The sequence below is a fragment of the Colidextribacter sp. OB.20 genome (assembly GCF_009911595.1).
GTDB lineage: Bacteria > Bacillota > Clostridia > Oscillospirales > Oscillospiraceae > Lawsonibacter.
In genome coordinates this window covers 66,264-92,681 of the sequence record NZ_QWKG01000001.1, presented here as the reverse complement: position 1 = coordinate 92,681, position 26,418 = coordinate 66,264, and the positions used below count along the sequence as shown (strand labels likewise).

Here is a 26,418-nt window from a genome sequence, read left to right as displayed (position 1 = left end):
TGTTCTGGCTGGCGGCCACGGCGGCCCTGTTCATCTGGTCCCACGACGCCTGGGGGGGAGAGGTCCGGCTGTACGGCGCGGCCTTCTGCCTGGCGGGCGGGGCCCTCTATTTCTGGGCTGTCAGCCCCTGGCTGCTGAAATTGGGGTATCTGGGAGCCGACCTGGCCGCCGCCTTTTTGGGCATTTTGACCTTCCCGCTGGGGGTGGCGGAGTCGCTTCTGAAAAAAATCAGAAAAATTGTAAAAAACATCTTCCTTTCCGGGATGAAATGGTATAGAATAGATTCACGAACAAGGCAGCTGGAGGAAGCTGCCCGCCGCCGCGGCGTCCGGGAGAGAGGAGATGGCAGCCTTGACCTTCAAAAGAGCCGGTTTTTTGACCAAGCTGGTGGTGCTGGCACTGCTGATTTATATGGCCGTCACCCTCCTGGACCTGAGAGGAAAAATCCAGGGCGTCCAGGCCGAGCGGGACGAGCTGGTCCGGCAGGTGACGAACCAGCAGCTGGAAAACCAAAAGCTGGCAGACGCCATCGCCAACAGAGACGACCCTGAGATGATGGAGCGGGTCGCCCGGGACCGGGGCTATGTGGAGGAGAACGAGACACTGTTCATCGACGTAGCCAACTGAAAAAGCGCGTTTCCAAATGTGTGTTGTGTTGTAAAAGGATTTAATTTTACAAGGGAGGACAGTTCTTGCCAATGGAGTTAGCGGTAGGAGCCATCATGGATGGCAAGGTTACAGGAATCACAAAGTTCGGGGCTTTCGTAGCCCTGCCGGAGGGAAGGTCCGGGCTGGTCCATATCTCAGAGATTGCCTACTCCTATGTGAATGAGGTGAGCGACCACCTTCATGAGGGACAGGAGGTCAAGGTAAAGATCATCGGCATCGACCAGGCCAACCGGATCAATCTGTCCATCAAGCAGGTGGAGCCTCCGCCCCAGCGCGCCCCCAGACAGGGAGGCGGCCAGCGTCCGGGCGGAGGAGGCGGGGGACGTCCTCCCCGCCAGGGGGGAGGCAGGCCCATGGGCTTTGTCCATCAGGCCCCCAAGGAGCCTACCGACTTCGAGGATAAGCTGAAGCAGTTCATGCAGTCCTCCGACAGCAAGCTGTCCGAGCTGCGCTACATCGAGAAGAAGGGCGGAAACCGCCGGGGCGGCGGCGGACGCCGGTAAGGGTGCATAATGGAGGGGCCGTCCGGAGGACGGCCCCTTTTTTCGGAGATCCTTCGTAAGGCCCCCTTCGGGAAGGGGGCTCCCGGCGAAGCCGGGTGGGGGGTTCCCCTGAAGAAACAGCCGCATTTCGGCAGGGGAAAACCCTCCGTCATCGCCTTCGGCGATGCCACCTCCCTTTGCGAAGGGAGGCTTTTAGGCGCTTCCCAAGGCTTCCCCCTGGGAGGGGGAAGGCTAGCGTATCCCTTATGCCTTCCCCGAAAGGGGAAGGTGGCACGGCGTCAGCCGTGACGGAAGAGGCCAGCTATAAAAAAGACGCCCCTTACGGGGCGCCCATTTGCGGGGAGAGATAAAGCATATTGGTCGAGCTGGGACAAGTCTACCATAATTTACCAGACAAGTCAATGGGAAGTTTTGTCGTTTTTTAGGAAGGAGCAGGGTATGCCAACTTGGAGCGGCACAAGAAAAAAGCTGGAAACGGACTATCTCTGCCCCGCCCTGCGGGGGAGGGTGCGGTACTTCGCCGCCACCTATCGGAAGAGCCACGACCGGGAGGGCCGGGCGGCCATCCTGGTGGACGGGGTGGAGGTATTGAAAAGCAGCTATTATGAGTACGCCCCCGCCTTTTGGAAGCTCCAGAGCGAGCTGCGCCGGTTGGAGGAGGCCGATTGGCGTGAGGCCGCTCCAAAAGCCGGACAGACGGTTTTAGAGGACGGCCTGTTCGACCAGCGGGACTTCTATGCCGCCTTTCAGGAGTTCGACAACCAGAGCATCGAGGTCAGCCTGACCAGCCGGAACCCCATCGTCCGCGTCTTTGCTCTGCTGGACCGCCGGCTGGGCAAGCGGCGTCTGGCCGCTCTGGAGGAGACTATGGAACAGGAGCTGGACTGGGTCCGCCCTTTTTACCTCCTGCGCATGGAGGCGGAGGGGCTGCGGTTAAAATCTCAAAAGGAGAAAGAGGTATGCTGATTATCAACGGAACCGTCCACACCATGGACGGCCCCATCATCGAAAAGGGCTATGTGGCCGTGTCCGGGAGCAAAATTGCGGCGGCAGGCCCTATGGAGGAGTGTCCCCAAAACTGGGAGGGGGAGATTTTCGACGCCCAGGGGGGGCACATCTGCCCCGGGTTTATCGACGCCCACTGCCACCTGGGGATGTTTGGCGACGCTCTGGGCTTTGAGAGCGACGACGGCAACGAGGAGACCGACCCCTGCACCCCCCAGCTGAGGGCCATCGACGGGGTAAACCCCCTGGACCGCTGCTTTGCCGAGGCGAGGGCCGCCGGGGTGACCACCGTCCTCACCGGGCCGGGGTCCGCCAACCCGGTGAGCGGCCAGTTCGCCGCCCTCAAAACGGACGGCCGGTGGGTGGACGCCATGGTGGTGAAGGCCCCCATCGCCATGAAGCTGGCCCTGGGGGAGAACCCCAAGCAGGTCTATCACGACCGGGACGAGACCCCGGTGACCCGTATGGCCACCGCCGCCATCATCCGGGAGAACCTGCGCAAGGCGGTGGAGTACGGGGAGAAGCTGGACAAGGCCGCCTCTGACGAGGAGGCCGACCCGCCCGACTACGACGCCAAGCTGGAGGCCCTCCTCCCGGTGGTCCGGGGAGAGCTGCCCGTCCACATCCACGCTCACCGGGCGGACGATGTCGCCACCGGGGTGCGGATTGCCAGGGAGTTCGGGCTGAAGTGCGTCGTTGTCCACGGCACCGAGAGCCACCTCATCCCCGAGCTGCTGGCCGGGGAGAACATCCCCGTCATCACCGGCCCCGCCCTGGGGGACCGCTCTAAGCCCGAGCTGGCCAACATGTCTCTGCAAACCCCCGCCGTCCTCCAGAAGGCCGGGGTGCCCTTTGCCATCTGCACCGACCACCCGGAGGTGCCCATCCAGTATCTGCCCCTGTGCGCCGCCCTGGGAGTGAAGGGGGGGCTGGAGGCGGAGGAGGCCCTGGCCGCCATCACCCTCAGCGCCGCCAAAATCGCCGGGCTGGACGGGACGCTGGGCTCCCTCACCCCCGGGAAGGAGGCGGATATCGCCGTCACCAGCCGCCACCCCCTGGAGCTGCTGGGGGAGGTGCGGGCCGTTTTCATGGGGGGAAAACGGGTCCGGTAAGAATTTAGAAAATATTAACAAAAAACATTGGACTTTCCCGCTTCCTGTGGTATAATAGGGATAGCCGAAGGGGCTTCCCTCTCCGGTCTATACCAGCCCTCTGGGCGAAAGGAGCGACTGCGATGAAATTCGTATTTACGGACAAAAAGGTGACCCTGCCCGACGCGATCCACAAATACGCGGAGAAAAAGGTGGGCAAGCTGGACCGTTTCTTTAAGGAGGATGCCACCGCCGCCGTCACATTCAGTGTGGAGAAGGAGCGGAACAACAAGGTGGAGATCACCATCCGCTCCAGCGGCACCATCTACCGGGTGTCGGAGAGCACCTCTGATATGCACGCCTCTATTGACGCCGCCGTCACCACGCTGGAGCGGCAGATTCGCAAGAACAAGACCCGGCTGGAGAAGCGGCTGCGCCAGGGGGCCTTTGAGCGGGCGCTGGACGCCGCAGAGGTGTCCACCTTTGCCCCGGACGAGCCGGAGGAGGGGGAGTACCGCATTGTTCGCAGCAAGACCTTCCCCATCAAGCCCATGACCAAGGAGGAGGCTATTTTGCAGATGAACCTGCTGGAGCACAGCTTCTTTGCCTTCCGGGACGAGGAGGCGGACGGGGCCTTCGCCGTGGTTTACCGCCGCAACGACGGGGACTACGGCCTGATCCAGGACGAGCAGTAAAAAATATCAGGGGCCGGGCGGTGCGCCCGGCCCCTCTTGAAAAGGGGGAAAACGTCCATGAGCCGTGAGAGAGTGTTGGCCCTGCTGCGGGAGCGGCCGGGGGGGTATTTGTCCGGGGAGTCCATGAGCCGGACTCTGGGTATCAGCCGGGCCGGGGTCTGGAAGGCCATCGAGGGCCTGCGGCAGGAGGGGTATACCATCGACTCCGCCCCTAACCGGGGCTACTGCCTGAAGGATGCCCCCGACCGCCTGCGGGTGGGGGAGCTGTTCGGCCTGCTGTCCGACGCGAAAATTGGATCTCAGCTCATGTGCCTGGACGTTATCGACTCCACCAACACCGAGTGCAAGCGCCAGGCCATGGCGGGTGCGCCGGAGGGGCTGGTGGTGACGGCGGAGGAGCAGACCGGGGGCCGGGGCCGCCGGGGAAGGGGCTTTCAGTCCCCTCGGGGGAAGGGGCTCTACCTGTCTGCCCTGTTCCGCCCTGACCTGGACCCGGGCCGGGCCTCTGACTTCACCGCCTGGGTGGCGGTGGCGGTGTGCGACGGCATCGAGGCCTGCTGCGGTATCCGCCCCCAGATCAAGTGGACCAACGACATTATACTGGGCGGCAGAAAGCTGGTGGGCATCCTCACTGAGCTGAGCCTGGTCAGCGAGACGAACACCATTGACCATATGGTCACCGGAATCGGCATCAACGTCAACCAGGCCCCCGAGGACTTCGACCCGGAGATTCGGGATATGGCCACCTCCCTCTCGCAGGCACTGGGGCATCCGGTGCGCCGGGCCGACCTGGCTGCCCAGGTGATCCTGGCCCTGGACCGGATGTATGCCGATTTCCCGGAGAACCGGGAGGAGTATTTGGAGAAGTACCGGGCCGGATGCGTCACCACAGGCCACCAGGTCCAGCTCATTACCCCCACCTCCCGCCGTCAGGCCTTTGCCCTGGAAATCGACGACGACTTTAACCTGGTGGTGGAGCTGTACAACGGCAAAAAGGAGATTATCTCCGCCGGAGAGGTGTCCGTTCGGGGAATGTATGGGTATGTGTGAGGAGATTTCCCGCTCTGCCGGAGAAAAAAGCTTCTGATGTGATATTTTTTGAGAGATGTTTGGAGTCCGCAATTTTAATTTTTCTTTTATCTCGTTGAGTTTTGGGCAAAAAAGCGGTTGACAAGCGGTAAAAATGTGATACAATATGCGGGTAAATGCGATGATGGAGCTAAGTGCGTCAGAGAGCGGCCGCAAGCGAGAGGGGAGAGTGGAAGCCCTCGGCCGGACAGCGGACGCGCGGGCCACTCCGGAGCGGCCCGGGACGACCGGGACGGCCTGTCCCCGTTACGGACGAACGAGATGTCCCGCTCCGGCGGGGACAATCAGGGTGGTACCGTGGAGCTCTCCGCCCCTGACGCAGGTCAGGGGCGGTTTTTTGATGAAAGGAAGGGGTTTGTTGTGAAGCAGTATGTGGTAGATGCCTTCGCGGACTGTATTTTTGAGGGTAACCCGGCGGCGGTGATCGTGACGGAGCGGTGGCCCCGGGAGGAGCTGATGTTTCAGATCGCGTCGGAGAACGCCCTGCCGGAGACGGCCTTCGCGGTTCCGGAGGGGGACGGCTGGCGGCTGCGCTGGTTTGCTCCCGGGGACGAGGAGGTGGACCTGTGCGGACACGCCACCCTGGCTGCGGCCTATGTGATTGACCGATTTGTCCGGCCCGGCGGGGGCGCCATCCGCTTTGAGACCCTGAGCGGAACGCTGACCGTGGAGCGCCGGGGGGAGCTGTATGAGATGGACTTTCCCGCCTATACCCTCAAGCCCCTGGAGGTGACCGACCAGATTGCCGACGCCCTGGGGACGCGGCCGAAGGAGGTCTGGCGGGCCCGGGACCTGCTGTGTGTATTCGACCGGGCGGAGGACATCGTCAGCATGAAGCCGGACATGGAGAAGCTGAAGGGACTGAAAGGGGCGCTGATGCAGGTGACTGCTCCGGGCAGCGGGGAATTTGACTGCGTATCCCGCACCTTTGGCCCCAAATGTGCCATTTTAGAGGACCCGGTGTGCGGGTCGGGTCACTGCCACATCATCCCCTATTGGGCGGCCCGAACGGGAAAGACGGAATTTGTGGCCCGGCAGGCCTCCCCGCGGGGCGGCACCCTGTACTGCCGGCTGGAGGGGGACCGGGTGAAGCTGGCTGGAAGGGCCGTGCTGTACGCCCGGTCGGAGCTGATGCTGGAGGGTCTGATATGAGAAAGAAGCTTGCTCTGCTGCTGGCTGCGCTGTCGGCGCTGCTGCTCCTGTCCGGCTGCAAGGTTTCCGGCAACCCGCTCCCGGAGGGGATGGAGGAGGAGACCGTCCTGGAACAGGGCCGGGAGGTGGTCGCCCTGCTCAACAGTGGGGATTATCAGGGGGTCTACGATCTGCTCCGGGAGGACGCCCGGGAGACCTCCAGCCCCGAGACCATCCAGTCCTACATGGCTGAGCGTCTGGACAAGGCGGGGGCCTATTCCTCCGAGAAGGAGGCCATGGCCACCGGACAGAAGCTGAAGGACACTGGCGAGAAGTACGGCACGGCGGTGCTCTATTGCAAGCACGAGAAGAAGTCCGTCATGTACCGCGTGGCCTACAGCGTCGACATGGAGCTGATGGGCATCGAGATCAAGGTACAGTAGGGGCGGCAAACGAGGATTCTGAGCCCTTTGTAGGGCGGGACGACTCGGCCCGCCGTCCACGGAGAGCGAGTGCCCTCGGAAGAACGGCGCGCCGGGGTCGTCGCGCCCTACACACGTTTACTCCGTATGTTCGGCTTTGCCGAACACAATCCTCAGCCAGCCGACCGCTGACAGCCCCTTTCAAAAGGGGCCTTTTGGAAGAAACCTGAAAAATTTATCATAAAAACGGAGGTAATCAACATGAAAGAACCCAAACCTTACGGCCTGAATGAGCTGCGGGAGATGTTCCTGAAATTTTTCGAGAGCAAGGACCATCTCCGGCTGCCCAGCTTTTCTCTGATCCCCAAGGACGACAACTCCCTGCTGCTCATCAACAGCGGCATGGCTCCTATGAAGCCCTACTTCACCGGCGAGAAGGAGCCCCCCCGCCACCGGGTGTGCACCTGCCAGAAGTGCATCCGCACCGGCGACATTGAGAACATCGGCCACACCGCCCGCCACGGCACCTACTTCGAGATGCTGGGCAACTTCTCCTTCGGCGACTACTTCAAGAAGGAGGCCATCCCCTTTGCCTGGGAGTTTCTGACCAGTCCCGAGTGGGTGGGCCTGGACCCTGAGCGGCTCTACCCCTCGGTCTTTGCCGGCAACGAGACCACTCCCGCCGACGACGAGGCCTTCCGCATCTGGCACGAGGTCATCGGTATTCCGGAGGACCGCATCTTCAAGTTCGGCAAGGAGGACAACTTCTGGGAGCACGGCTCCGGCCCCTGCGGCCCCTGCTCTGAGATCTACTACGACCGGGGCCCCGAGTACGGCTGCGGCAAGCCGGGCTGCACCGTGGGCTGCGACTGCGACCGCTATATGGAGGTCTGGAACGTGGTGTTCTCCCAGTTTGACAACGACGGCGAGGGCCACTACGAGGAGCTGGCTCAGAAGAACATCGACACCGGCATGGGCCTGGAACGGCTGGCCGTGGTGTGCCAGGGGGTGGATTCCCTCTTCGACGTGGATACGGTGATGAACATCACCAAAAAGGTGTCTGAGATCACCGGCGCCCACTACGGCCAGAGCCGTGAGCGGGACGTCTCCCTCCGGGTCATCACCGACCACATCCGCTCCGCCTCCTTTATGATCTGCGACGGCGTCCTCCCCTCCAACGAGGGCCGGGGCTATGTCCTGCGCCGCCTGCTCCGCCGGGCGGCCCGCCACGGCAAGCTGCTGGGGGTGAACGAGCCCTTCCTGTTCAGCGTGGTGGAGACCGTCATCCACGAGAATGAGGGCCACTACCCCGAGCTGCGGGAGCGGCAGGACTATATCACCAAGGTCATCCGGGTGGAGGAGGAGAACTTCGCCAAGACGATCGACGGCGGCCTGAAAATTTTCGCCGACATGCTCAAGGGCCATCAGGAGAAACAGGAAAAGACCTTCTCCGGGGCGGACGCTTTCAAGCTGTACGACACCTATGGCTTCCCTGTGGACCTGACTCTGGAGATGGTGGAGGAGCAGGGCATGGTCCTGGACGAGGAGGAGTTCCACAAGCAGATGGAGGAGCAGCGCCAGCGGGCCCGGAAGGCCCGGGAGGCCCTGGGCGACCTGGGCTGGGCCGGCGTGGAGTTCGGCAAGGAGGTCCCCGCTACCGAGTTTGTGGGCTACACCGAGGACACGGTTAACGACGCCAAGGTTGTGGCCATCGTGGCCGAGGGCCAGCAGGTGGATGAGATCGTTCCCGGGGTGGAAGCCATCGTCGTTCTGGACAAGACCCCCTTCTACGCCGAGATGGGCGGCCAGGTGGCCGACCACGGTCAAATCGGCTGCGACAGCGACGACGAGCTGCTCTTCCAGGTCACCGATGTGCAGAAAAACAAGGGCGGCAAATATATGCACTACGGCAAAATGGCCGAGGGCACCCTCAAGGTGGGGGATACCGTCCGGGCCGCTATTGACACAGAACGCCGCCATGCCGTCATGCGGGCTCACTCCGCCACCCACCTGCTGGACGCCGCCCTGCGCAAGGTGCTGGGGGACCATGTCCACCAGGCCGGCTCCCTGGTGGAGCCCGACCGCCTGCGCTTCGACTTCACTCACTTCTCCGCCATGACTCCGGAGGAGCTGGCCCGGGTGAGCGCCATGGTCAACGACATGGTGCTCATGGGCAGCGATGTCACCACCGAGGTGCTCCCCATTGAGGAGGCCAAGCAGAAGGGTGCCATCGCCCTGTTTGGCGAGAAGTACGGCGACACCGTCCGGGTGGTCTCCATGGGGGACGGCTTCTCCGTGGAATTCTGCGGCGGCACCCACCTGGACAACACCGCCAAAGTGGGGGTGTTCCACATCACCAGCGAGTTCTCCGTGGCCTCAGGCGTGCGCCGCATCGAGGCCACCACCGGCCGGGCCTCGCTGGAGACCATGAACCGCAACCAGGAGCTGATCTTCCGGGCCGCCGCCGCCCTGAAGGCCAAGCCCGGCGAGCTGCGGGAGAAGGCGGAGGCCGCCATGGCCGAGATGAAGGCTCTGCGCCAGAGCATCGAGAAGCTGAGGGCCAAGGAGGCCGCCGGCGAGACCGACCGCATCCTCTTCGGCGCCCACGAGGTGGGCGGCATGAAGGTGCTCACCACTGTGGTCCCCGAGGCCGATGCCGCCCGCCTGCGCCAGATGGGGGACATTCTCAAGGACCGGGAGCCCAACGTGGTGGCTGTGCTGGCCGCCGTCAGCGGAGAGAGGATCACCTTCCTGTGCGTCTGCGGCAAGGAGGCGGTGAAGAAGGGAATCAAGGCCGGGGACATCATCAAGCAGGTATCCGCCATCGCCGGGGGCTCCGGCGGCGGCAAGCCCGACTCCGCCATGGGCGGCGGCAAGGACCCCCTCATGGTGGACAACGCCCTGGCTATGGTGGACAACGTGGTGTCCATGAAGCTGGGGCTGTAAGGAAACCCCTCATCCGCGAAGCCTGGGCTGAAAGAAAAAGCCTCCCTTCGTAAGGGAGGTGGCATTTGCGAAGCAAATGACGGAGGGTTTTCTCTATCGAAATGCGTCTGATTTTCGGAAGAAAAACCCCCACCCGCTTCGCGGGAGCCCCCTTTAAAAAGGGGGCCTGGCTCCGCAGGAGACAAAAAGGAGGAATAGCCATGCTCCCTCAGGACCCCATCATTTTGCTCAGCTATGTGAACACCAAGCTGCGGGACGAGTACGCCAGCCTGGACGAGCTGTGCGGCGCTCTGGGCGTGGACCGGGAGGAGCTGGTCCACAGGCTGGAGGGCGTAAACTACCGCTACAGCCCCGAGCACAACCAATTTATCTGACAAAAACCGGCTGGTTGGAGGACCAGCCGGTTTTCTAAAAATATTTTTTCGACCCTCAACAATTTCCCTTCCCCAATCGTGTATCAGACAGAAGGACAGAGAGGAGGCGGTCTCGGATGGGCGTATGCAGCCGGGAGGAGATCGAAGCAGTTTACCGGCGGAATTTCAAGCTGGTGTATCAGGTCTGTCTGGTGCTGATGAAAAGCGTGTCTGACGCCGAGGACGCCGCTCAAACTGTCTTTCGCCGGGTGCTGGAGCGGGGCGAGGTCTTTCGTGATCCGGAGCACGAAAAGGCCTGGCTCATTGTCACCGCCCGGAACGAGTGCCGGGACCAGCTGAAGCACTGGTGGCGCAGGGGGCGGGCGGACCCGTCCGCCCTGGACGGCCTGATCTGGGAGGACCCCCGGGAGGGGGATGTCTGGGAGCAGGTGGCCGCTCTGCCGGAGAAGCACCGGCTGGTGCTGTTTCTCCACTACTACCAGGGGTACAGCACCGACGAGATCGCCAAAATGCTGGGGGAGAACCCCTCCACGGTGCGCTCCCGGCTGGTCCAGGCCAGGAAGAAGCTGAAAATACGATTGGAGGCGGAAGGCTATGGAACCACGTGATTTAAACCGCATGTTTGACGCCCTTGCTCCCACTGCGGAGCAGGAGCAGGCCGGGCTGGACCGCCTTCTCCAGAAGGAAAGGAAGGTCAGACCCATGAAAAAGCTGAAAAAATTGACCGTCGTCGGCATCGCCGCCGCGCTGATGGTCATCTCCTGCGCCGCCGCGGTGGTGACAGGGATTGACCAGCGGCTGCTGGACTACTTTGGCGCAAGCCCCCAACAGGCCGAACTTCTGGTCCCCGGCGCGGTGCCAGTGGACGTGACAGTAGAGGACAACGGGGCATCGCTCCATGTCAGCCAGGTACTGATGGACCGGTACAATATTATGCTTGTGGCCGACTTCACCGCCCCAGAGGGGACGATACTGGATTTGGGCAGAGAGACGGATGATATCTTCTGCGCCTTTGACAGCGGCAGCATAGGGGCATCTGTGCCTGACCTGCTGGACCAGGCGGGGGAGCCCATCCCAGGAGTTGGGGGCTGGGGCTGGAGGACAGTCGTGCTGGACGATGAGGACCCGCTGGACCACCACCTGTCCCTGCTGTTCCGCCTGGAGCTGAGGGACGGGATTCAGCCGGACTGGGAGATCGGCGGGATATCCTTGCGCAACAGTGATCTGGTTCGGTATAACCCGGAGCCCACCGTGACCACGATTTATTCCGGTAATTGGTCCTGCGAGGTTCCTGTTACTTGGCAGGATATGGGCCGGAGCATCCGACCCAACCAGGCCGTCGGGCAGCTGGACAGTATCAATATTACGATGACTGAGCTCTATCTGTCCCCCATGACGCTGCGGGTCCAGCTGGAGAGCGAGACCCCCATCCCGCAGAAGTTTGGCGGAGGGATCGGCAACCGCTGGACACAGCTGGTCAATTCCGACAATGTGACCCTGACCACTCGGAATGGCGAGGCCATCCCCTTGACGGATCTGGGTGGTTCAACGGGAGACCAGGACAAGGACTGGATGTTCCGGCTGGAGAAGATTACCTCCCTGGAGGACTTGGAGGGCGGCACCCTCAACATCCGCATCGAGGGCGGCAGCGTGGATATCCCCCTGGACAACCTGGTCCCGGCGGAATAAGCGAAATAGAAAATTCCCTCTTGCATATACTAGGGAGCGGTGGTATAATAAATACCGCCAGAAGTCAATCAAAACCAAGGCAGACACGCAAAAGGGGACCCGGAGGCTGCATCCTCCGGGTCCCCATTGTGCTCATGGGTTCTTGCGGTGCCGGCTAAGCCACTTGCTCACATAATTGCCAATTATGCTCGCTCCTACCGACACTAAGAAGTCAATCAAGATTTCCAAGACATTCACCCCCTTTCCGGGGAAGAACCCAAAATGATTATACCAGCTTTCGACAAAATGCACAAGTGACTGGCAGAACAAATCTTTTTCTTTCGTCCAACATTTCCGGTTCTTAAATTGTGTTATAAATAGAGGGAACCGGAAGGGAGGTGTTTTCCGTGGAGAGCGTGCGCAGTCAAGAGGAGGTGGCCAGCCTCTACCAGCGGCATGTGGACATGGTATATCAGATTTGTCTGATGCTGATGAAGAATGTCCCCGACGCGGAGGACGCCGTCCAGACGGTTTTCCGCAAGGTGATGGAGTATGACAAGCCCTTCCGCGATCATGAGCACGAGAGGGCCTGGCTCATCGTCACCGCCCGAAACGAGTGCAGAAACCAGCTCAAGCACTGGTGGCGCACCCGTCGGGAGAGCGAAGAGACACTGAACGGGCTGACCTGGGAGCAGCCGGAGGACGGGGCGCTGTGGGAGACCATCCTGCGCCTGCCGGAGAAGCACCGGCTGGTGCTCTATCTCCACTACTACCAGGGCTACACCGCCCTGGAGACGGCGGAGATTTTGGGGAAGAACCCCTCCACCGTCCGGGGCTGGCTGGTCCAGGCCAGAGGAAAGCTGAAGGAACTGCTGGAGGTGGAAGAGTATGGATGAAAACTTGCGCCAGGTCTTTGACCAGGTAAAGCCCTCCCCCGAACAGAAGGAGGCCATGCTAAGCCGCCTTCTGGAATCGGAAAGGAAGGTCGTTCCCATGAAGAAAGTGAAGAAATTTGTGGTATTCGCCGTTGCCGCCGCTCTGATGGTCATTAGCGTGGCCGCCGCCAACCCGGAGGGGGTACAGAAGTTTTTCGGCGATATTGCGTCTGTTATTCAAGTGGGGCAGTATCGGGAGGAACGGAAAAATGCAGACGGTGAAACGGTAGCCGTGTACCAAATCCCAGATGCCACGGTGGAGAACCGGGACGGAAGGGCCATTCTGGTCATTGATAAAAAGGATGCCGCCGACATTACCGATGCCCTGAACTCGGAGGGGCGCTACACCTATGATGTGGAAACACAGGAGGGACAGCTGCACATCCTGGTGGAGGGGACTGCGGAGGAGTGGACCGCCAGCGTGATGATCGGTGAGCTGGGAGATGAAAAATACCTGTATACCAGGACCAGCCGCAGCGACGGAAGCGGGGAGTCCAGCGCCCCCGGCTGGTCCGTCCCCTTCGCGGACGACAGCGAGGACGATGCCCCGGACGCTTTAGCCCCAGAGGAATAAATGAAATAGAAAACTTCCTCTTGCATATACTAGGGCGGCTGTGGTATAATGACCTCAGCTAAGAAATTTAATGGACACCATGTACTCACAAAAAGGCGACCCCCGAAGAGGTAGGCTCTCTTCGGGGGTCAACCTTTGCTGGGGTGGACTTACTGCTCCCTGTGGTCATGTCGGTCAAGCCACTTGCAGATGTAGTAGGCTGCTACTCCTGCTGCGACCGACACTAAGAAATTTAGGACTATTACCATGTACTCACCCCCTTCCTGTTGCCAGTATGGGGTGGGGCAGCATGACCAGTATAGCAGCTTTCGACAGTTTTCGCAACAAAACAAAAAAGTAAATCTTGCAATCCCTGGAAAAAGAGGTACAATGGAGATACCGACAAACGAAGGAGGTTTCCCAATGTCCGACTGTTTATTCTGCAAGATCGCCGCCGGGGAGATCCCGTCCAGCAAGGTCTACGAGGACGAGAAGTGCCTGGCCTTTTACGACATCGACCCCCAGGCCCCCACCCACTTTCTGGTGATTCCCAAAACCCACATCGGCTCGGTGGCCGAGGTCACGGAGGACAACGCGGCTATTGTGGCCCACATCTTCACCGTCATCGCCCGGCAGTGCAGGAAGCTGGGGCTGGACAGCTACCGGGTGGTGTCCAACATCGGGGAGCAGGCGGGGCAGAGCGTGCCCCACCTCCACTTCCACGTCCTGGCCGGCCGGGACATGACCTGGCCTCCGGGCTGAGGAAGCCATGTTCGTCAAGAACCCGGAGTACTTTCTCACCATCGTCAAGGAGCGGAGCATCTCCAAAGCGGCGGAGCGGCTCTATCTCTCTCAGCCCTATCTGAGCCAGTACCTGGCCAGGCTGGAGGGAAGCCTGGGGGTGGTTCTGCTGGACCGCTCCCACTCGCCGCTGCGGCTCACCCCGGCGGGGGAGCTGTTCCATGCCTATCTGGAGCGGCAGAGCTTTCTGGACCGCCAGCTGGTCAGCGACCTGCGGGACCTCCAGGACAAAAAACGGCCGGTGCTTCACATTGGGGTGTCCCCCTGGCGGGGGTCCATCCTGCTGCCCGACGTGCTGCCCCGGTTTGAGGAGCAGTATCCCGACGTTCAGCTGGTCCTCCACGAGGCTCCGGTGCCCGATCTGGGGGCGCTGGCGGCGGCCAACGTGATTGATTTCTGTGTCATGCAGCCCCCCAGCGACCTGACCGAGCTGACCTATGAGCCCATGATGGGGGAGCGCATCTTCCTGGTGGGCCACCGGGACCACCCCCTGCTCCAGGGGCTGAACAGCACCTATGACGCCCCCCGGCCCTTCCCCGACCTGCGGCTGCTGGAGCACGAGCGGATCATCATGCTGCCTCCCGGCTGGCGGCTGTCCAAGCTGCTGTACAACCGCTTTTCAGTGTACAACCTGGAGCCCCAGAACCTGCTCATTACCACCAACACCACCACCGCCATCAATTTGGCGGCGGAGAAGCTGGGCTTCGCCTTTTTGCAGGAGAGCGGTCTCTCCCGCACCCCATACCTGGACCGGCTGGCCTGCTTCACCGTGGGCGAGCCGCCCCTGGCCTGCCCGCTGGCGGTGGTTTACAAGAAAAACGGCTTCCTGTCTCCCGCTGCCAGAACCCTCATCGACCTGATTAAGGAGCTGTACAGCCAGTTCGACTGGGCGGGAGAGTAGAGCGCTCTCCCGTCGCCGCATTAACCGCCCATAGGGCGGACCTTTTGTCCGAGGAGCCAAAGCGCTCCCCCCGCCTGATAGGCCGCGAAGTCCCAGGGGTCAAAGACGGCACCCGGCTTCCACAGGGGGGCCAGCACTTCCCAGACAAGGCCGCAGGCCAGCAGCAGGGGAACAGTCTGCCGCCAGGAGCGGACGGGGGGCAGCCTGCCCCACCGGAGGAGCAGGTCGGCCCAGGCGGTGAGGGCGGCCCCGGCTAGGAGATCGTTGGCGTAGCAGGCCAGAAACCAGCCCGCAGGGCCGCCAACCGCCTGTGTCAGCCACAGGCGGTTGACCAGGTAGAAGGACCCGGCCGCCCCGATGACGGCCAGGTCGAAGCCCTTCTCACTCATAGGAAGGACAGCAGGATGACCGCCCCGATGATGCCCGCGATGACGGCCAGCACCGTCATGCCAAAGGTCATAGGCTCATTGCGAGGGGTCAGTATCAGGCTTTTGGGGTCGATACCCGGGTATTCCGCCAGAATTTGAGGGTCGGTCTGCTCGGTATCTTCAAAAAAGAGGAAGCAGCTGGGATAGGACAGGACGTCCCAGGCGCGGTATACCTCCTCCTTGTCGAGCCCCGTGCCCAGCACCACCGGGGCGGAGCTGACCAGCTCCTGCGCCTTCTGATAGTCCAGAGAGCCGTCCAGGGGCGGCTTGGAGAATATTCCGGTTTTGGACAGGCGGAACAGGTCCTCCCGGGCGAGGCTGTCCCCGCTGTTGCGGGCCTTCAGCAGGATGGTGTAGCCCTTGGGCTGATTTCCCCGCAGGCTGCGGCCGCAGTTGGGGCAGAACTGGTCCAGCCCGCTGACGATGGCCTGACAGCCGGGGCACCGCTCCGGGGCGGCGGACTGGGCGGACTCCTCCCCAAGCAGCAGCCAGTCGGAGGACACCCCTAACAGCCGGCACATCTGGGCCACATAGGCCACGTCCGGGTTGGTCTGGTCACTCTCCCACTTGCTCACCGCCTGCCGGGACACCCCCAGCTTGTCCCCCAGTTGTTCCTGAGACAGCCCCGCCTGCTTCCGGGCCAGGGCAATGCGCTCTCCTAAGGTCATAGAATGATCCCTCCTTTTTCTGATATCAGAATACCAAAAGCGGGTTCTTTTGGCAAGAAAAGAAAGCTGGAAGTTTGTCAACCTGGCGTTGACAGGGGGATTTTTATAGAAGTTCTGCCCCGATACTTGACACGAACCGGCCAAAATGATAATATACTGTACTGTCAGCGCAGAGAACGGAAGAGTAGCGTCTGCCCAAGGGACAGAGAGGGCCCCTCACCGGCTGAAAGGGGGCCTCCGGCGGAGGATGTGAAGTGCGTCCGGGAGCGCGGCGGGTAATGCCGTCCGGCCAGGCCCCGATACCGGCCCTTCGAGTGAAACATGAGAGTGGAACCGCGAGCAATCGCCTCTTATGCCCCTGCGGGCGTAGGGGCGGTTTTTGTTTGCTTGTCGATGCGGGGGAAGAGATGTGTGCAGGGCGGGACGACTCGGCCCGCCGTCTTTATAGAAAATATTTCTGTTTGTGCGGCGCGCCGAGTCGTCGCGCCCTACAGTCAGATCTCCCTATTGGGAAGACCAAGGAGGTAATCTATTTGTTCAAAGCCTTAAACGAGATGCTGGAGGCCTATCAGCGCCGGGACCCAGCGGCCCGGTCCAAGCTGGAGATTTTTCTGCTCTACCAGGGGGTCCACGCCACCATCTACCACCGGCTGGCCCACTGGCTGTACTGCCGTAAGCTGAGGTTTTTGGCCCGGTTTGTCTCCCAGTGGTCCCGGTTCTGGACGGGCATCGAGATTCACCCCGGGGCCAAGATCGGCCGGCGGTTCGTCATCGACCACGGCATGGGCATCGTCATCGGCGAGACCGCCGAGGTGGGGGACGACGTGCTCATCTACCACGGGGTCACCCTGGGGGGCACCGGCAAGGACCAGGGCAAGCGCCACCCCACCATCGGCAACAACGTCCTGATCTCCTGCGGGGCCAAGGTGCTGGGGCCCTTCAAGGTGGGGGACAACGCCCGCATCGCCGCCAACGCCGTGGTCCTGTCCGAGGTCCCCGCCGACGCCACCGCTGTGGGCATCCCCGCCCAGATCGTCCGGATTGCCGGACGGGCCACCCACTACGCCGACGACGTGGACCAGACCAGCGTGAACAACCCCACCCTGGAGAAGCTGGCCGCCCTCAACGCCCGGCTGGAGCTGGTGGAGAAGCTGCTGGATGAGAAATACTTGGAGGAGAAGCACAAATGAAACTGGAGACGGTAGAGAGAAAACTCCATATGACCTATCCCAAAGCATTTCGAGAAATCTATGAAGCCGGGGCCATGCGTTGGGTATGCAGTAAACCCCAGGCAAAGTCACACCTGTTCCCGAACAAGCTGCTGGAGCCGGAATACTATCCTTATTGGAATCTGCTGGAATTTTCCGTTGTGGAATGGTCGAACCATTATCTGATGGAACGTGTCCAGGAGTGGCGCGGACAGTGGAAAGAGGGAGCACGGATTCTCCCATTTGCCTGGGAGGACGAGGGAGATGCCTATTTCTTTGACGCTGCGCTGGGAGAACCGGAATCACCGGTTTTTATGCTGAGCAAAGACGGCGAAGTGGGACTTTGGAGCCACAGCTTTGAAAATTTCATCTGTGCCCACCTCTGTGAACCTGTCCTGAGTAAACGGATACCTGTAAACCACTGGTGGGTTCAAAATCAACTGCGCTGGCTGACGCCGGAGCATCAGGCCGCTTTGACTTCCGGCGACCCGAATGTACTTGAAACGCTGCTTTCCCAGACGAGCTGCTGGGAAAATACGGATTATGTAATCTACCGATAAGGCGGTCCCAGACCGCCGCTGTAAAGGAGGAGCTTGCAGGATGGAACTGCGAAAACTTGTCCGCGACCTCTACGGCGTGGACCAGCCCCAGGGCTGTACGGAGGAGGAAATTTCCTCCATAAAGGAAATTTTCGGCGCCCTCCCCGCTGTGGTGGAGGACTTCTGGCGCACCTTTGGCCGCACCCGGCGGCTGAATTATACCCAGGACGACTGGATTTTTCCGGAGCAATATTCCAAACAGAAATGGCTGGCGGAGTATGGCAATCTGCTGCTGCTGAATGAGAATCAAAGTGTCTGCCTGGCGTATGTCCGGCGGGAGGATTTGACTCTCCCTGATCCGCCGGTGTACCTGGGAACGGAGCCGGACGGCCCCTGGAAGCTGGCCGCCCCCACCGTCAGCGAATTTCTGGAGGCCGCATTGACCTATGAGGCCGTGTGGCAGCTAGAGCACAGCCCAGATGAGTTTTATGAACTGTCTGCCAAGGACATGGAGGTGGTCCGGTCTAAGCTGGAGAAGAGGCCTGCTGTCCTGAGAAACTGGTTTGTCACCGAGACCACCTTTTACAGCAGCCGCCCGGATAACCTGGTGGTTGTTATGGACATGGGCGACGGGGACTATCAGGCCCTCTACGGCGGGGCCACCCAGGAGAGCTACGCCGCCCTGCTGGAGGTCATGGAGGGACTGGGCGAGCCAATCTAAACAGAAAATTACAGGATGGAGGAAAAAACCATGTTACTTTACAATTCCGCGACCCACAAAAAAGAAGAATTCACCACCCACACCCCTGGCCATGTGGAGATGTACACCTGCGGGCCCACGGTATACCACTTCGCCCACATCGGCAACCTGCGGTCCTACATCATGGAGGACGTGCTGGAGAAATTCCTGCGCTACGACGGCTACAACGTAAACCGGGTGATGAACATCACAGACGTGGGCCACCTCAGTTCCGACGCAGACACCGGCGAGGACAAGATGGTCAAGGGGGCCAAGCGGGAGCACAAGACGGTGATGGAGATCGCCCAGTACTACACCGACGCCTTTTTCGACGACTGCCGCAAGCTGAACATCAAGACCCCCGACGTGGTCCAACCCGCCACCGGTCTCATTGACGAGTTCATCACCCTGGTGGAGGGCCTGCTGGACAAGGGCTATGCCTATCTGGCCGGAGGCAATGTCTACTTCGACACCTCCAGGCTGGAGCGGTACTATATCTTCAACGACCACGATGAGGAGGACCTGGCGGTGGGCGTCAGGGAGGGCGTGGAGGAGGACAAAAACAAGCGCAGCAAGAACGACTTTGTCCTCTGGTTCACCAAGAGCAAGTTTGAAGATCAGGCCCTGAAGTGGGACTCCCCCTGGGGGGTGGGCTACCCCGGCTGGCATATTGAGTGCTCCGGCATCTCCCTGAAGTACAACGGAGAGTATCTGGACCTGCACTGCGGCGGGGTGGACAACGCCTTCCCCCATCACACCAACGAAATCGCCCAGTCTGAGAGCTATATCGGCCATCCCTGGTGCTCCCACTGGTTCCATGTCCACCACCTGAACACCAACGACGGCAAGATGTCCAAGTCCAAGGGGGAGTTTCTCACCGTCTCCCTGCTGGAGGAGAAGGGGTATGACCCCCTTGTCTACCGCTTTTTCTGCCTCCAGAGCCACTACCGCAAGGGACTGGTGTTCACCTGGGAGAACCTGGACAACGCCGCGGGAGCCTATCAGAAGCTGATTAAAAAAATTGCCGCCCTGGACCCCGCTGACGGGCCGGTGGACGAGGCGGTGGTGTCCGAATACAGGGAAAAATTCCGCACCCAGGTGGGCAGCGACCTGAACACCGCCCTGGGCGTCACCGCCCTGTATGACGCCCTCAAGGCCAAGACCGGCGGCGCCACCCGGCTGGCAATTCTGGACAGCTTCGACCAGGTGCTGTCCCTGTCTCTGCTGGACAAGGCGGCAGCCGTCCGCGAGGAGCAGAAAAAGCAGAAGGCCAGCTCCCAGGGGGGCTGTACCATCACCGGCGAGGGGGATCCCGCTGTGGACGCCCTGGTTCTCCAGAGGTATGAGGCCAAGCGGGCAAAGAACTTTGCTGAGGCCGACCGCATCCGGGACGAGCTCAAGGCCCAGGGGATCGAGGTAACTGATCTGCCCGGCGGGGCCAGCTGGAAGAGAGTATAGGATGAACAGGGATTTAATCAGGGACTATATCGGCTCGATGCCAGTGAAGGTGGTTGCCAGCCTCGACCTGGACCAGGAGAAGCTGGAGTATGACAAAATTGTACAGTGCCAGAAGCGGACGGAGGCCAAGTCCGAGGAGCTGTGCCGGGCCTATCTGCTGACCCGGCTGGTCAACGAGCTGGGCTACCCGCCGGAGAGAATCGAAATTGAGCACGTGTACACCGCCGGCCGGCCCCACACAAATACAAGCCGGATTGACCTTGTGGTGCGGGACTCCGGCGGCGGGGCCTTCCTGTTTTCTGAGATTAAGAAGCCGGACGAGTATGCGGAGATGGATCAGGACCGTGTCATTGAGGAGCAGCTGTTCAAGGTGGCCGCCATGGAGCGCGGTGAGGGCCGGAGCGTAAAATACCTGATGCTGTATACCATAAATGACGCCGGGGGCGCCATCTCCGACGAGTGCATCATCATTGATTACGAGAAATACTCCTCCTTCTCCGCCTGGGAGGCCGCCCGTGATTACAGCAATACCATCCCCGCCCACTACGGCAGGGCCCAGAAAACGCCCTACGTGAAGGCCTCCCCCAAGGATCTGAGGACCGATTTCACCGATAACATGCTGGAACGGCTGCGGACTGACCTGCACAATGTTCTCTGGGGCGGTGGCGGAACCGACGACAATGAGGTGTTCTCCTCCCTGACGAATCTGATTCTGGCCAAGGTCCAGGACGAGGACGAGAGGGAGGAGGGCGAGACCTATGAGTTCCAGTCCATGGCCTACGCCAAGAGCGGTGACGAGGAATTTGAGACCAACGAGCAGCTCTTCGACAGGATCAACCAGCTCTACCGCCGGGCGCTGACGGACAAGCTGTATATTTCGGACAGGGAGGAGCTCCAGAAATCCTATGTGGTGGATACGAAGAAGTTTTCTCTGTCCAAGCTGAAATACGCCGTGCAGAGGCTGGAGGGCCTCTCCTTTGTGGACGGCAAAAACAGTGTGGCCGGCAGGGATATTCTGGGCGGCTTTTTTGAGGGGATCATACGGGATGGCTTTAAGCAGACCAAGGGCCAGTTCTTTACCCATGTCAATATTGTCCGCTTTATGCTCTACGCGCTGCAGGCCGACAGACTGGCGATTCAACGCATCAAGAGAGACCGGGAGCTCCCCTATATGATCGACCCCTCCGCGGGCAGCGGCACATACCTGGTGGAGTATATGAAGTTTATCACGGAGAACATGAAGTACCGGGACAGAAATGGGGGCGGCTATAACGCGGCTCTGGGGACAGCGGAGGCTGTAAAGCGGAAAATTCAGGAGTGCTTCTACCCCGATGAGCTGGAAAACAGGTGGGCGCAGACCTATATCTACGGCATAGAGATTAACTTCAATCTGGGCACAGCCGCGAAGGTGAACATGATTCTCCACGGCGACGGCTCCAGCAATATCTTTGTGAAGGACGGCCTGCTCCCCTTCTCCCGGTATGTCAAGGTGAACGGGCCCAGCGCCCTGAACGCGGAGGCGGCGGACCTCCTTTACAAAAGCGGAGGGAAGGCTCTGAGCGTCAACGGGCAGTTTGACCTGATTCTGACCAATCCTCCCTTCAGCGTGGAGCTGGACCGGGACACCAAGAAGACCGTGGGGAACGATTTCCTGTTCGGGGAGAAGAGAAATTCCGAAAATCTATTTGTGGAGCGCTGGTATCAGCTCCTGCGGGAGAACGGCCGGGTTGCCGCCGTACTGCCGGAGAGCGTATTCGATACCACGGAGAACAAGTATATTCGCCTGTTCCTCTATAAATATTTCAAGGTCAAGGCGGTGGTCTCCCTGCCACAGCTGGCTTTTGAGCCTTATACCTCCACCAAGACCAGCATCCTCTTTGCCCAGAAGAAGACAAAGAGGGAGGTAGAGGCCTGGAACACCGCCTGGGATCAGGCGGGGAAGGAGTGGAGCCGCCTCAAGACCAGGGTGGAGAACCTGATTGCCGTTCACGACGGCCTGAAGCAGAAGGCGGGTCTGCCATCCATCCGGTCTTTGACGGCCCGGGAGGAGACGGATGTGCTGCGCAGAATGCTGAAGGCCTATGTGACGGAGCGGGACGACGGATGCCCGGCGGACGAGCTGATTGTCAGGTATCGTCCGGAGCTGGAGGCGCTGTGTGCCGCGGACCGGGATACCCGGGATACCTTCGGCGTGGTGAATACCTGGTGGGTGTTCAGCGAGGTGATAAATGCCTCCGGGGGCAGCATTTTCCTGGCGGAGGTGGACAGCATCGGATACAAGCGGTCCAAGCGGGGGGAGAAGGAGACGCCCAACGAGCTGTACCGGGAAAAGGATGGCGTCCCGGTGATTGACGACGGGGTGTCGGACTCCGTGCTGGACGAGATCAGAAGGATCAACTGGGATTAAGGGTGGCCGGCAATGAGAAAATGTGCGGTTATCAAGGATAAGGCGCTGGGGATTAGCACGCAGTGCCGGTGCGACACGAAATACCTTTCCTTTGTGTCCCGGGATTGCTGGAGCGCCTTTGGGCCGGGGGAGCGGCTGTCGCCTCTGTCAGAGCTGCTCACCCCGCTGCCGGTCAGCAAAAGGCCCAAGGGGGACCTGGAGACCGGCTGTCTGCTGGTAAACATATCCGACCAGGAGCCCGGCGGCGGTATGCTCGACTGGGACAGGATTGCGGCGGTGGACGAGATCAATTCCGACAAAACCGTACTGTCGGATGGTGATCTGATTGTGTCCAAGCTGGGGATGCCGAAGGGGTACATATACCTCCTGCCCGAGACGGAGCGGGAGCTGATCGGCTCGACGGAGTTCATCCCTTACGCCCTGAGAAAGCCCGATATGGACTATTTGATTTTGTATCTCCTGCTGACGCCGGAGATGAGGAATGCCTACGCCTGCCTTGAGACAGGAAAAACCCCGTCTCACAAGCGGGTGAACCCGGAGGAATTTTTGAAGATTCAGGTTCCCCGCTTCCGTGAAGGCGCGGACACAGGCCGGTTAAACGAGGGCATCCGGAAGCGGGTGCTGGAAATCGAGGCCCTGCTGGGCCGGCGGGAGAAGATTCAGGAAAAGCTTGAGGCCGTGTTTTCCCAAGCCTTTCAGTATGACATGGCGCTCCCGGCACGGTTTGGAAAGGGGGTATCCCAGCCCACCCAGTCCCTCCCCCCGAGAGGGCGCCGGAGCACCTCGCTTGCCTATGGGGCGCTCTTCCGGTCCCCGGCTCTGCGGATGTCGGTGAGGTTTCACAATGAGATCACCCAAGCCCTCGCGGAGGTGCTGCGGGGCATTCCCACCGTGAAGCTGGGCTCGCTGGTGCTGACGCCGGTCCATCGCGGCTGCTCCCCCAGATATAAGGCAGAGGGGGAGATTCCTGTGGTCAAGACGGCGCACCTGCGGGATGGAAAGGTCGCGGTTTCAGAGGAGGAATTTGTGTCGGCCTGTGACTATGAGAGGGACGAGAGGGCGCAGGTCCAGGATGGAGACCTCCTGATCGCCTCCACAGGAAAGGGCTCCATCGGGAAGGCGGCTGTGGCCTGGAGCGGGGAGCGGCTGTACGCCGACAGCCATATCACCATCATCCGCCTGGACCGGGAGCGGTACAATCCGGAGTTTGCCCTCTGCTTTCTGCAATCCGTGCTGGGGTATTTCCAGATAGAGCGGGACTACACCGGCTGTACCAATCAGGTGGATATCTATCCGGACAGCATCGCGGAGCTTTTGGTGCCCGACCTGACGCTGGAGGAGCAGGAGCATATTGTGGGTAAGGTCAGGGCTGAGCTTGACCGGCAGGACAGCATTCAGGCCGAAATTGCCAGACTCCGCGGAGAGATTGACGCCATTGTAAGGGAAGCGGTTTTTTGAGAGGGCTTGTGACCTGCGAGGGGCGAAATCTGGACCGAATTTTTGCGAAATAAGTAATAAATCCCGTGATTTCTGCAAATCACGGGATTTATTCATGCGATAAACGGGTAAGACCGATTTCTCTGCGGGACCTCCCGGTCTCTAAAGCCGCAAATGCTTCAGGCATCCAGGATCTGGTCAATACATAAGGCGAAGCAGCCCTGCTTGACTTGAAACAGTAGACTGTACTGGGCGGGCCGCTCCCCGAACATCGCGCGGAACTCCTCGTGCGTCAGAAAGCGTCCCTTTTCCAGCTGATATTCGTCCGGCTGCCTTCCGATGCTGTAGGCCGCCCGATGGATCAGATTTTGCGCAATCTCCTGGATGGCAAAGCAGACAATCTCATTTCGTTCATAAAAGTCAATATCAAAGAGCACGCCCGCCGCGTGGAGCAGCATCGGCTCTCCCATGACCAGAATGACCCGCAGCCGCTTTCCGTCCTGGGTGCCGTAACGCAATTCGCAGTACTGGGCGTTGGCAATCTCATCTTTTGGAGAAAATTTCCCGATATATTGGACGCCGCATTCAAATATCTCCCGCAGAGGACCGACAATCATTGTCTGAATGACCGACAATTCGTCGCTCCGCTCTGTAAGGAGCGGTTCCTCGGTCCTCCCCCTAATGATGGCCCGGTCCTCGATCAGGATATGACCAGTCAGCCATCCGGTGCATACGCCAATGAAGCGCTGCACGGCCTCAGTGGAGAAATCTGTTTCGTGCAGCAGGCGGTCCAGCTCCGGAAGGGTCTCCCACTCCATCCTGTCGTGGATTTTTTTGTGGGCCAAATAACCGGGATACCCGATTTCACGCATATAGGCCTCCTCCTCCGCGAAATGCTTGAGGGCATAGGCCTTAAAGTATTTGATCCCTTCTACGCAGGCAAACCTGTTTTCGTGCCGCTCCACATAGAGATCCATGATCTTTTGGACAATGGTGAACAGTTTGCGGTGGGCCTGATCTATGGCCTCCACACCGATGTTGAATCGATCCTGCCATTGAATCCGCTGCATAGCATTTCCCTTCTTTTTTCGCCGCCCGCAGGATGTCAGGCGGAAGGGCCCATGAGAGGACAGTGGACGGGCGCGGCAAAAGACGGTCAGGTGCTTTCCGGCGCCCCGCTGTCACTCCATTCTATGCGCGGAGGCTTGTTATGTGCCTCCCTGCGAGCTGTCTGCGCTGTCCCCACAGCTGGGGGCAGGGCGGGGCGCTGTGATATCCTCCCAGGTGAGCACCCTGGTGCAGACCCGCTCCAGCAGGGCGGCGTCGTGACTGACGATGAGCAGGCCCAAATTGCGGGCCTGGGCATAATCCAGCAGAAACCGCCACAGCCTCGCCTGGGTGACCAGGTCCAGCATGGCGGAGGCCTCGTCACACAGCAGGAATTTCAGCTCCGACCGCAGAGTCCGGCCCACGCAGATTCTTTGCAGCTCTCCGCCGGACAGCTCAGCGGGATAACGCTCCAGCCAGCTGTCCTGAATCCCCAGCCCCTCCAGGACAGCCCGGTCCGCCGGACCGGCCTCATACAGGGCGGTTCTCAGCTTCAGCAGGGGGTCCACCGCCTCCTCCGGGTGCTGAAGGAGGAGCTGCACCGGACAGAAGCCCCGGTACTGGGAGAGGGGCCTGCCATCCAGCAGAACCTGTCCGCCGCCGGGCCGCTCCCAGCCGGCCAGCAGGCGGCACAGGGTGGTTTTGCCCCGGCCGCTGGGGGCGGACAGCCCTACCCGCTCCCCGGAGCGCAGGGTGAGGCTTACCCCCTCCAGCACCGGGGGGCTCCCCCGGCGGAGGTAGCGAAAGGTGAGATTTCGGGCTTCCAGGGTCATGGGCGGACCTCCGTTCCTGTGTGTAGGGGCGGATATTATCCGCCCGAATCATCAATACTGCAGCCGGCGGATGGACAGTATCCGCCCCTACCAGAGCCTGTGCTCCGGCATGGCCTGCCACAGGGCGCGGGTATAGGGGTGGGTCAACCCCTGGCCCCGGCGGAAATCGGCGGCGGGGAGTTCATCCACCGTCCGCCCCTCCCGGAGCACCACCAGCTTGTCGGCCACCGACAGGGCCAGCTTCAAATCGTGGGTAATAAACAGCACCCCGGCCCCCTGCTCCGCCAGCTCCCGGAAATGGCCCAGCACCCGCCGGGCGGACTTCACGTCCAGGCCGGGGGTGGGCTCGTCGGCCACAATGAGCCGGGGGCTGTCCAGGACAGCGGCGGCGATGAGCACCCGCCGGGCCATCCCCCCGGACAGCTGAAAGGGGTAGAGCCCCTCTGTCTCAGCGCCCAGACCGTAGCGCTCCAGCACCTTGCGGCAGCGGCTCCGGGTATCGGGATCGGTCCGGCCCCGGCGCAGCTGCGCCCCCACCGTCAGGAGAGGGTCCAGGTAGGTGATTCCCTGGGGAATCAGGGAGATCTCCCTGCCCCGGAGGGCGGCGGCCCGGTCCGGGGTGAGGGGAGCGCCGTCATAGAGAATAGAGCCCCCCGCTTTGGCGTTCCGGGGGAGGATGTGAAGGATGGCGTGGGCCAGCAGGCTTTTGCCCGAGCCGCTCTCTCCGGCCACCGCGGCCACCTGCCCCGGCTCCACCGTGAGAGACAGGTCCCGGATGGCGCTCAGCTCCGCCCTGGACAGACCACGCCTGTACCGGGTGAAGGAGACAGACAGGTGCTCCACAGATAAAATCGGTTCCATAAGACGCCTC

General features: G+C 61.0%; 27 protein-coding genes. 22 read left to right on the top strand and 5 right to left on the bottom strand.

What is annotated here, in order from left to right:
* Positions 1-351: 351 nt before the first annotated feature.
* From D1641_RS19325 to D1641_RS00405, 16 genes are all read left to right on the top strand, one after another.
* Positions 352-627, top strand: coding sequence for a septum formation initiator family protein (locus D1641_RS19325; protein ID WP_243149161.1), 276 nt, complete (start codon positions 352-354; stop codon positions 625-627).
* Between the two features lie 71 nt (positions 628-698).
* Positions 699-1,172, top strand: a complete 474-nt coding sequence (locus D1641_RS00475; RefSeq protein ID WP_160662493.1) for a S1 RNA-binding domain-containing protein — start codon at positions 699-701, stop codon at positions 1,170-1,172.
* Positions 1,173-1,610: 438 nt separating this feature from the next.
* Positions 1,611-2,138: a hypothetical protein gene (locus tag D1641_RS00470; protein ID WP_160662429.1), complete on the top strand. Its 528-nt coding sequence runs from the start codon at positions 1,611-1,613 to the stop codon at positions 2,136-2,138.
* The gene (locus D1641_RS00465) at positions 2,132-3,289 is read left to right on the top strand and encodes an amidohydrolase (RefSeq protein ID WP_160662428.1); all 1,158 of its coding nucleotides are present in this window, start codon (positions 2,132-2,134) and stop codon (positions 3,287-3,289) included. The genes D1641_RS00470 and D1641_RS00465 overlap by 7 nt, the downstream gene beginning before the upstream one ends.
* 122 nt (positions 3,290-3,411) lie before the next feature.
* Complete coding sequence (gene raiA, locus D1641_RS00460) at positions 3,412-3,963, top strand: ribosome-associated translation inhibitor RaiA (protein ID WP_160662427.1); 552 nt, start codon at positions 3,412-3,414, stop codon at positions 3,961-3,963.
* 57 nt (positions 3,964-4,020) lie between these two features.
* Positions 4,021-5,013, top strand: a complete 993-nt coding sequence (locus D1641_RS00455; protein ID WP_160662426.1) for a biotin--[acetyl-CoA-carboxylase] ligase — start codon at positions 4,021-4,023, stop codon at positions 5,011-5,013.
* A gap of 135 nt (positions 5,014-5,148) precedes the next feature.
* Entirely contained in the window at positions 5,149-6,204 is a 1,056-nt protein-coding gene (locus D1641_RS00450) for a PhzF family phenazine biosynthesis protein (RefSeq protein WP_347707357.1), read from the top strand.
* A complete protein-coding gene (locus tag D1641_RS00445; RefSeq protein ID WP_160662425.1) occupies positions 6,201-6,626 on the top strand; it encodes a DUF3887 domain-containing protein in 426 nt (141 codons plus the stop codon). The genes D1641_RS00450 and D1641_RS00445 overlap by 4 nt, the downstream gene beginning before the upstream one ends.
* Positions 6,627-6,866: 240 nt before the next feature.
* Positions 6,867-9,551: an alanine--tRNA ligase gene (gene alaS / locus D1641_RS00440; protein WP_160662424.1), complete on the top strand. Its 2,685-nt coding sequence runs from the start codon at positions 6,867-6,869 to the stop codon at positions 9,549-9,551.
* 200 nt (positions 9,552-9,751) lie between these two features.
* The gene (locus D1641_RS00435; RefSeq protein WP_160662423.1) at positions 9,752-9,925 is read left to right on the top strand and encodes a DUF4250 domain-containing protein; all 174 of its coding nucleotides are present in this window, start codon (positions 9,752-9,754) and stop codon (positions 9,923-9,925) included.
* A 116-nt stretch (positions 9,926-10,041) separates the two neighbouring features.
* Positions 10,042-10,533 (top strand): sigma-70 family RNA polymerase sigma factor, encoded by a 492-nt coding sequence (locus D1641_RS00430; RefSeq protein ID WP_160662422.1) that lies wholly within the window; start codon positions 10,042-10,044, stop codon positions 10,531-10,533.
* Positions 10,520-11,614: a DUF4179 domain-containing protein gene (locus D1641_RS00425; RefSeq protein WP_160662421.1), complete on the top strand. Its 1,095-nt coding sequence runs from the start codon at positions 10,520-10,522 to the stop codon at positions 11,612-11,614. Before D1641_RS00430 ends, D1641_RS00425 begins: the two co-directional genes overlap by 14 nt.
* A gap of 386 nt (positions 11,615-12,000) precedes the next feature.
* Positions 12,001-12,489, top strand: a complete 489-nt coding sequence (locus D1641_RS00420; protein WP_347707356.1) for an RNA polymerase sigma factor — start codon at positions 12,001-12,003, stop codon at positions 12,487-12,489.
* Positions 12,482-13,102 carry a hypothetical protein gene (locus D1641_RS00415; protein WP_160662419.1) on the top strand — a complete coding sequence of 207 codons (621 nt, stop codon included), beginning with the start codon at positions 12,482-12,484 and terminating at the stop codon, positions 13,100-13,102. The genes D1641_RS00420 and D1641_RS00415 overlap by 8 nt, the downstream gene beginning before the upstream one ends.
* A 402-nt stretch (positions 13,103-13,504) precedes the next feature.
* Positions 13,505-13,843 carry a histidine triad nucleotide-binding protein gene (locus D1641_RS00410; RefSeq protein WP_160662418.1) on the top strand — a complete coding sequence of 113 codons (339 nt, stop codon included), beginning with the start codon at positions 13,505-13,507 and terminating at the stop codon, positions 13,841-13,843.
* A 7-nt stretch (positions 13,844-13,850) separates the two neighbouring features.
* On the top strand, positions 13,851-14,783 hold the full coding sequence (locus D1641_RS00405) for a LysR family transcriptional regulator (protein WP_160662417.1): 933 nt from the start codon (positions 13,851-13,853) through the stop codon (positions 14,781-14,783).
* Positions 14,784-14,803: 20 nt separating this feature from the next.
* On the opposite strand, the gene D1641_RS00400 is transcribed toward D1641_RS00405, so the two are convergent.
* A complete protein-coding gene (locus D1641_RS00400; protein ID WP_160662416.1) occupies positions 14,804-15,172 on the bottom strand; it encodes a hypothetical protein in 369 nt (122 codons plus the stop codon).
* The gene (locus tag D1641_RS00395) at positions 15,169-15,879 is read right to left on the bottom strand and encodes a helix-turn-helix domain-containing protein (protein WP_160662415.1); all 711 of its coding nucleotides are present in this window, start codon (positions 15,877-15,879) and stop codon (positions 15,169-15,171) included. Before D1641_RS00395 ends, D1641_RS00400 begins: the two co-directional genes overlap by 4 nt.
* Positions 15,880-16,433: 554 nt before the next feature.
* On the opposite strand from D1641_RS00395, the gene cysE reads away from it, so the two are divergent.
* Genes cysE through D1641_RS00365 form a run of 6 tightly spaced genes read left to right on the top strand, consistent with a single transcriptional unit; the run spans position 16,434 to position 23,688 of the window.
* A complete protein-coding gene (gene cysE, locus D1641_RS00390) occupies positions 16,434-17,069 on the top strand; it encodes a serine O-acetyltransferase (RefSeq protein ID WP_160662491.1) in 636 nt (211 codons plus the stop codon).
* Positions 17,066-17,647, top strand: a complete 582-nt coding sequence (locus D1641_RS00385) for an SMI1/KNR4 family protein (protein ID WP_120395236.1) — start codon at positions 17,066-17,068, stop codon at positions 17,645-17,647. The genes cysE and D1641_RS00385 overlap by 4 nt, the downstream gene beginning before the upstream one ends.
* A 40-nt stretch (positions 17,648-17,687) precedes the next feature.
* Entirely contained in the window at positions 17,688-18,347 is a 660-nt protein-coding gene (locus D1641_RS00380) for a hypothetical protein (RefSeq protein WP_160662414.1), read from the top strand.
* Between the two features lie 30 nt (positions 18,348-18,377).
* Positions 18,378-19,823, top strand: coding sequence for a cysteine--tRNA ligase (gene cysS, locus D1641_RS00375; protein WP_160662413.1), 1,446 nt, complete (start codon positions 18,378-18,380; stop codon positions 19,821-19,823).
* A gap of 1 nt (position 19,824) precedes the next feature.
* Entirely contained in the window at positions 19,825-22,230 is a 2,406-nt protein-coding gene (locus tag D1641_RS00370) for an N-6 DNA methylase (RefSeq protein WP_160662412.1), read from the top strand.
* A 12-nt stretch (positions 22,231-22,242) separates the two neighbouring features.
* Positions 22,243-23,688, top strand: a complete 1,446-nt coding sequence (locus tag D1641_RS00365) for a restriction endonuclease subunit S (protein ID WP_160662411.1) — start codon at positions 22,243-22,245, stop codon at positions 23,686-23,688.
* Between the two features lie 158 nt (positions 23,689-23,846).
* Here the strand turns inward: D1641_RS00365 and D1641_RS00360 are convergent, their stop codons facing one another.
* From D1641_RS00360 to D1641_RS00350, 3 genes are all read right to left on the bottom strand, one after another.
* Complete coding sequence (locus D1641_RS00360; RefSeq protein ID WP_160662410.1) at positions 23,847-24,737, bottom strand: hemerythrin family protein; 891 nt, start codon at positions 24,735-24,737, stop codon at positions 23,847-23,849.
* Positions 24,738-24,875: 138 nt separating this feature from the next.
* On the bottom strand, positions 24,876-25,547 hold the full coding sequence (locus tag D1641_RS00355; protein ID WP_160662409.1) for an ATP-binding cassette domain-containing protein: 672 nt from the start codon (positions 25,545-25,547) through the stop codon (positions 24,876-24,878).
* A gap of 87 nt (positions 25,548-25,634) precedes the next feature.
* Positions 25,635-26,408 (bottom strand): ABC transporter ATP-binding protein, encoded by a 774-nt coding sequence (locus D1641_RS00350; protein ID WP_160662408.1) that lies wholly within the window; start codon positions 26,406-26,408, stop codon positions 25,635-25,637.
* Between the last annotated feature and the right edge of the window lie 10 nt (positions 26,409-26,418).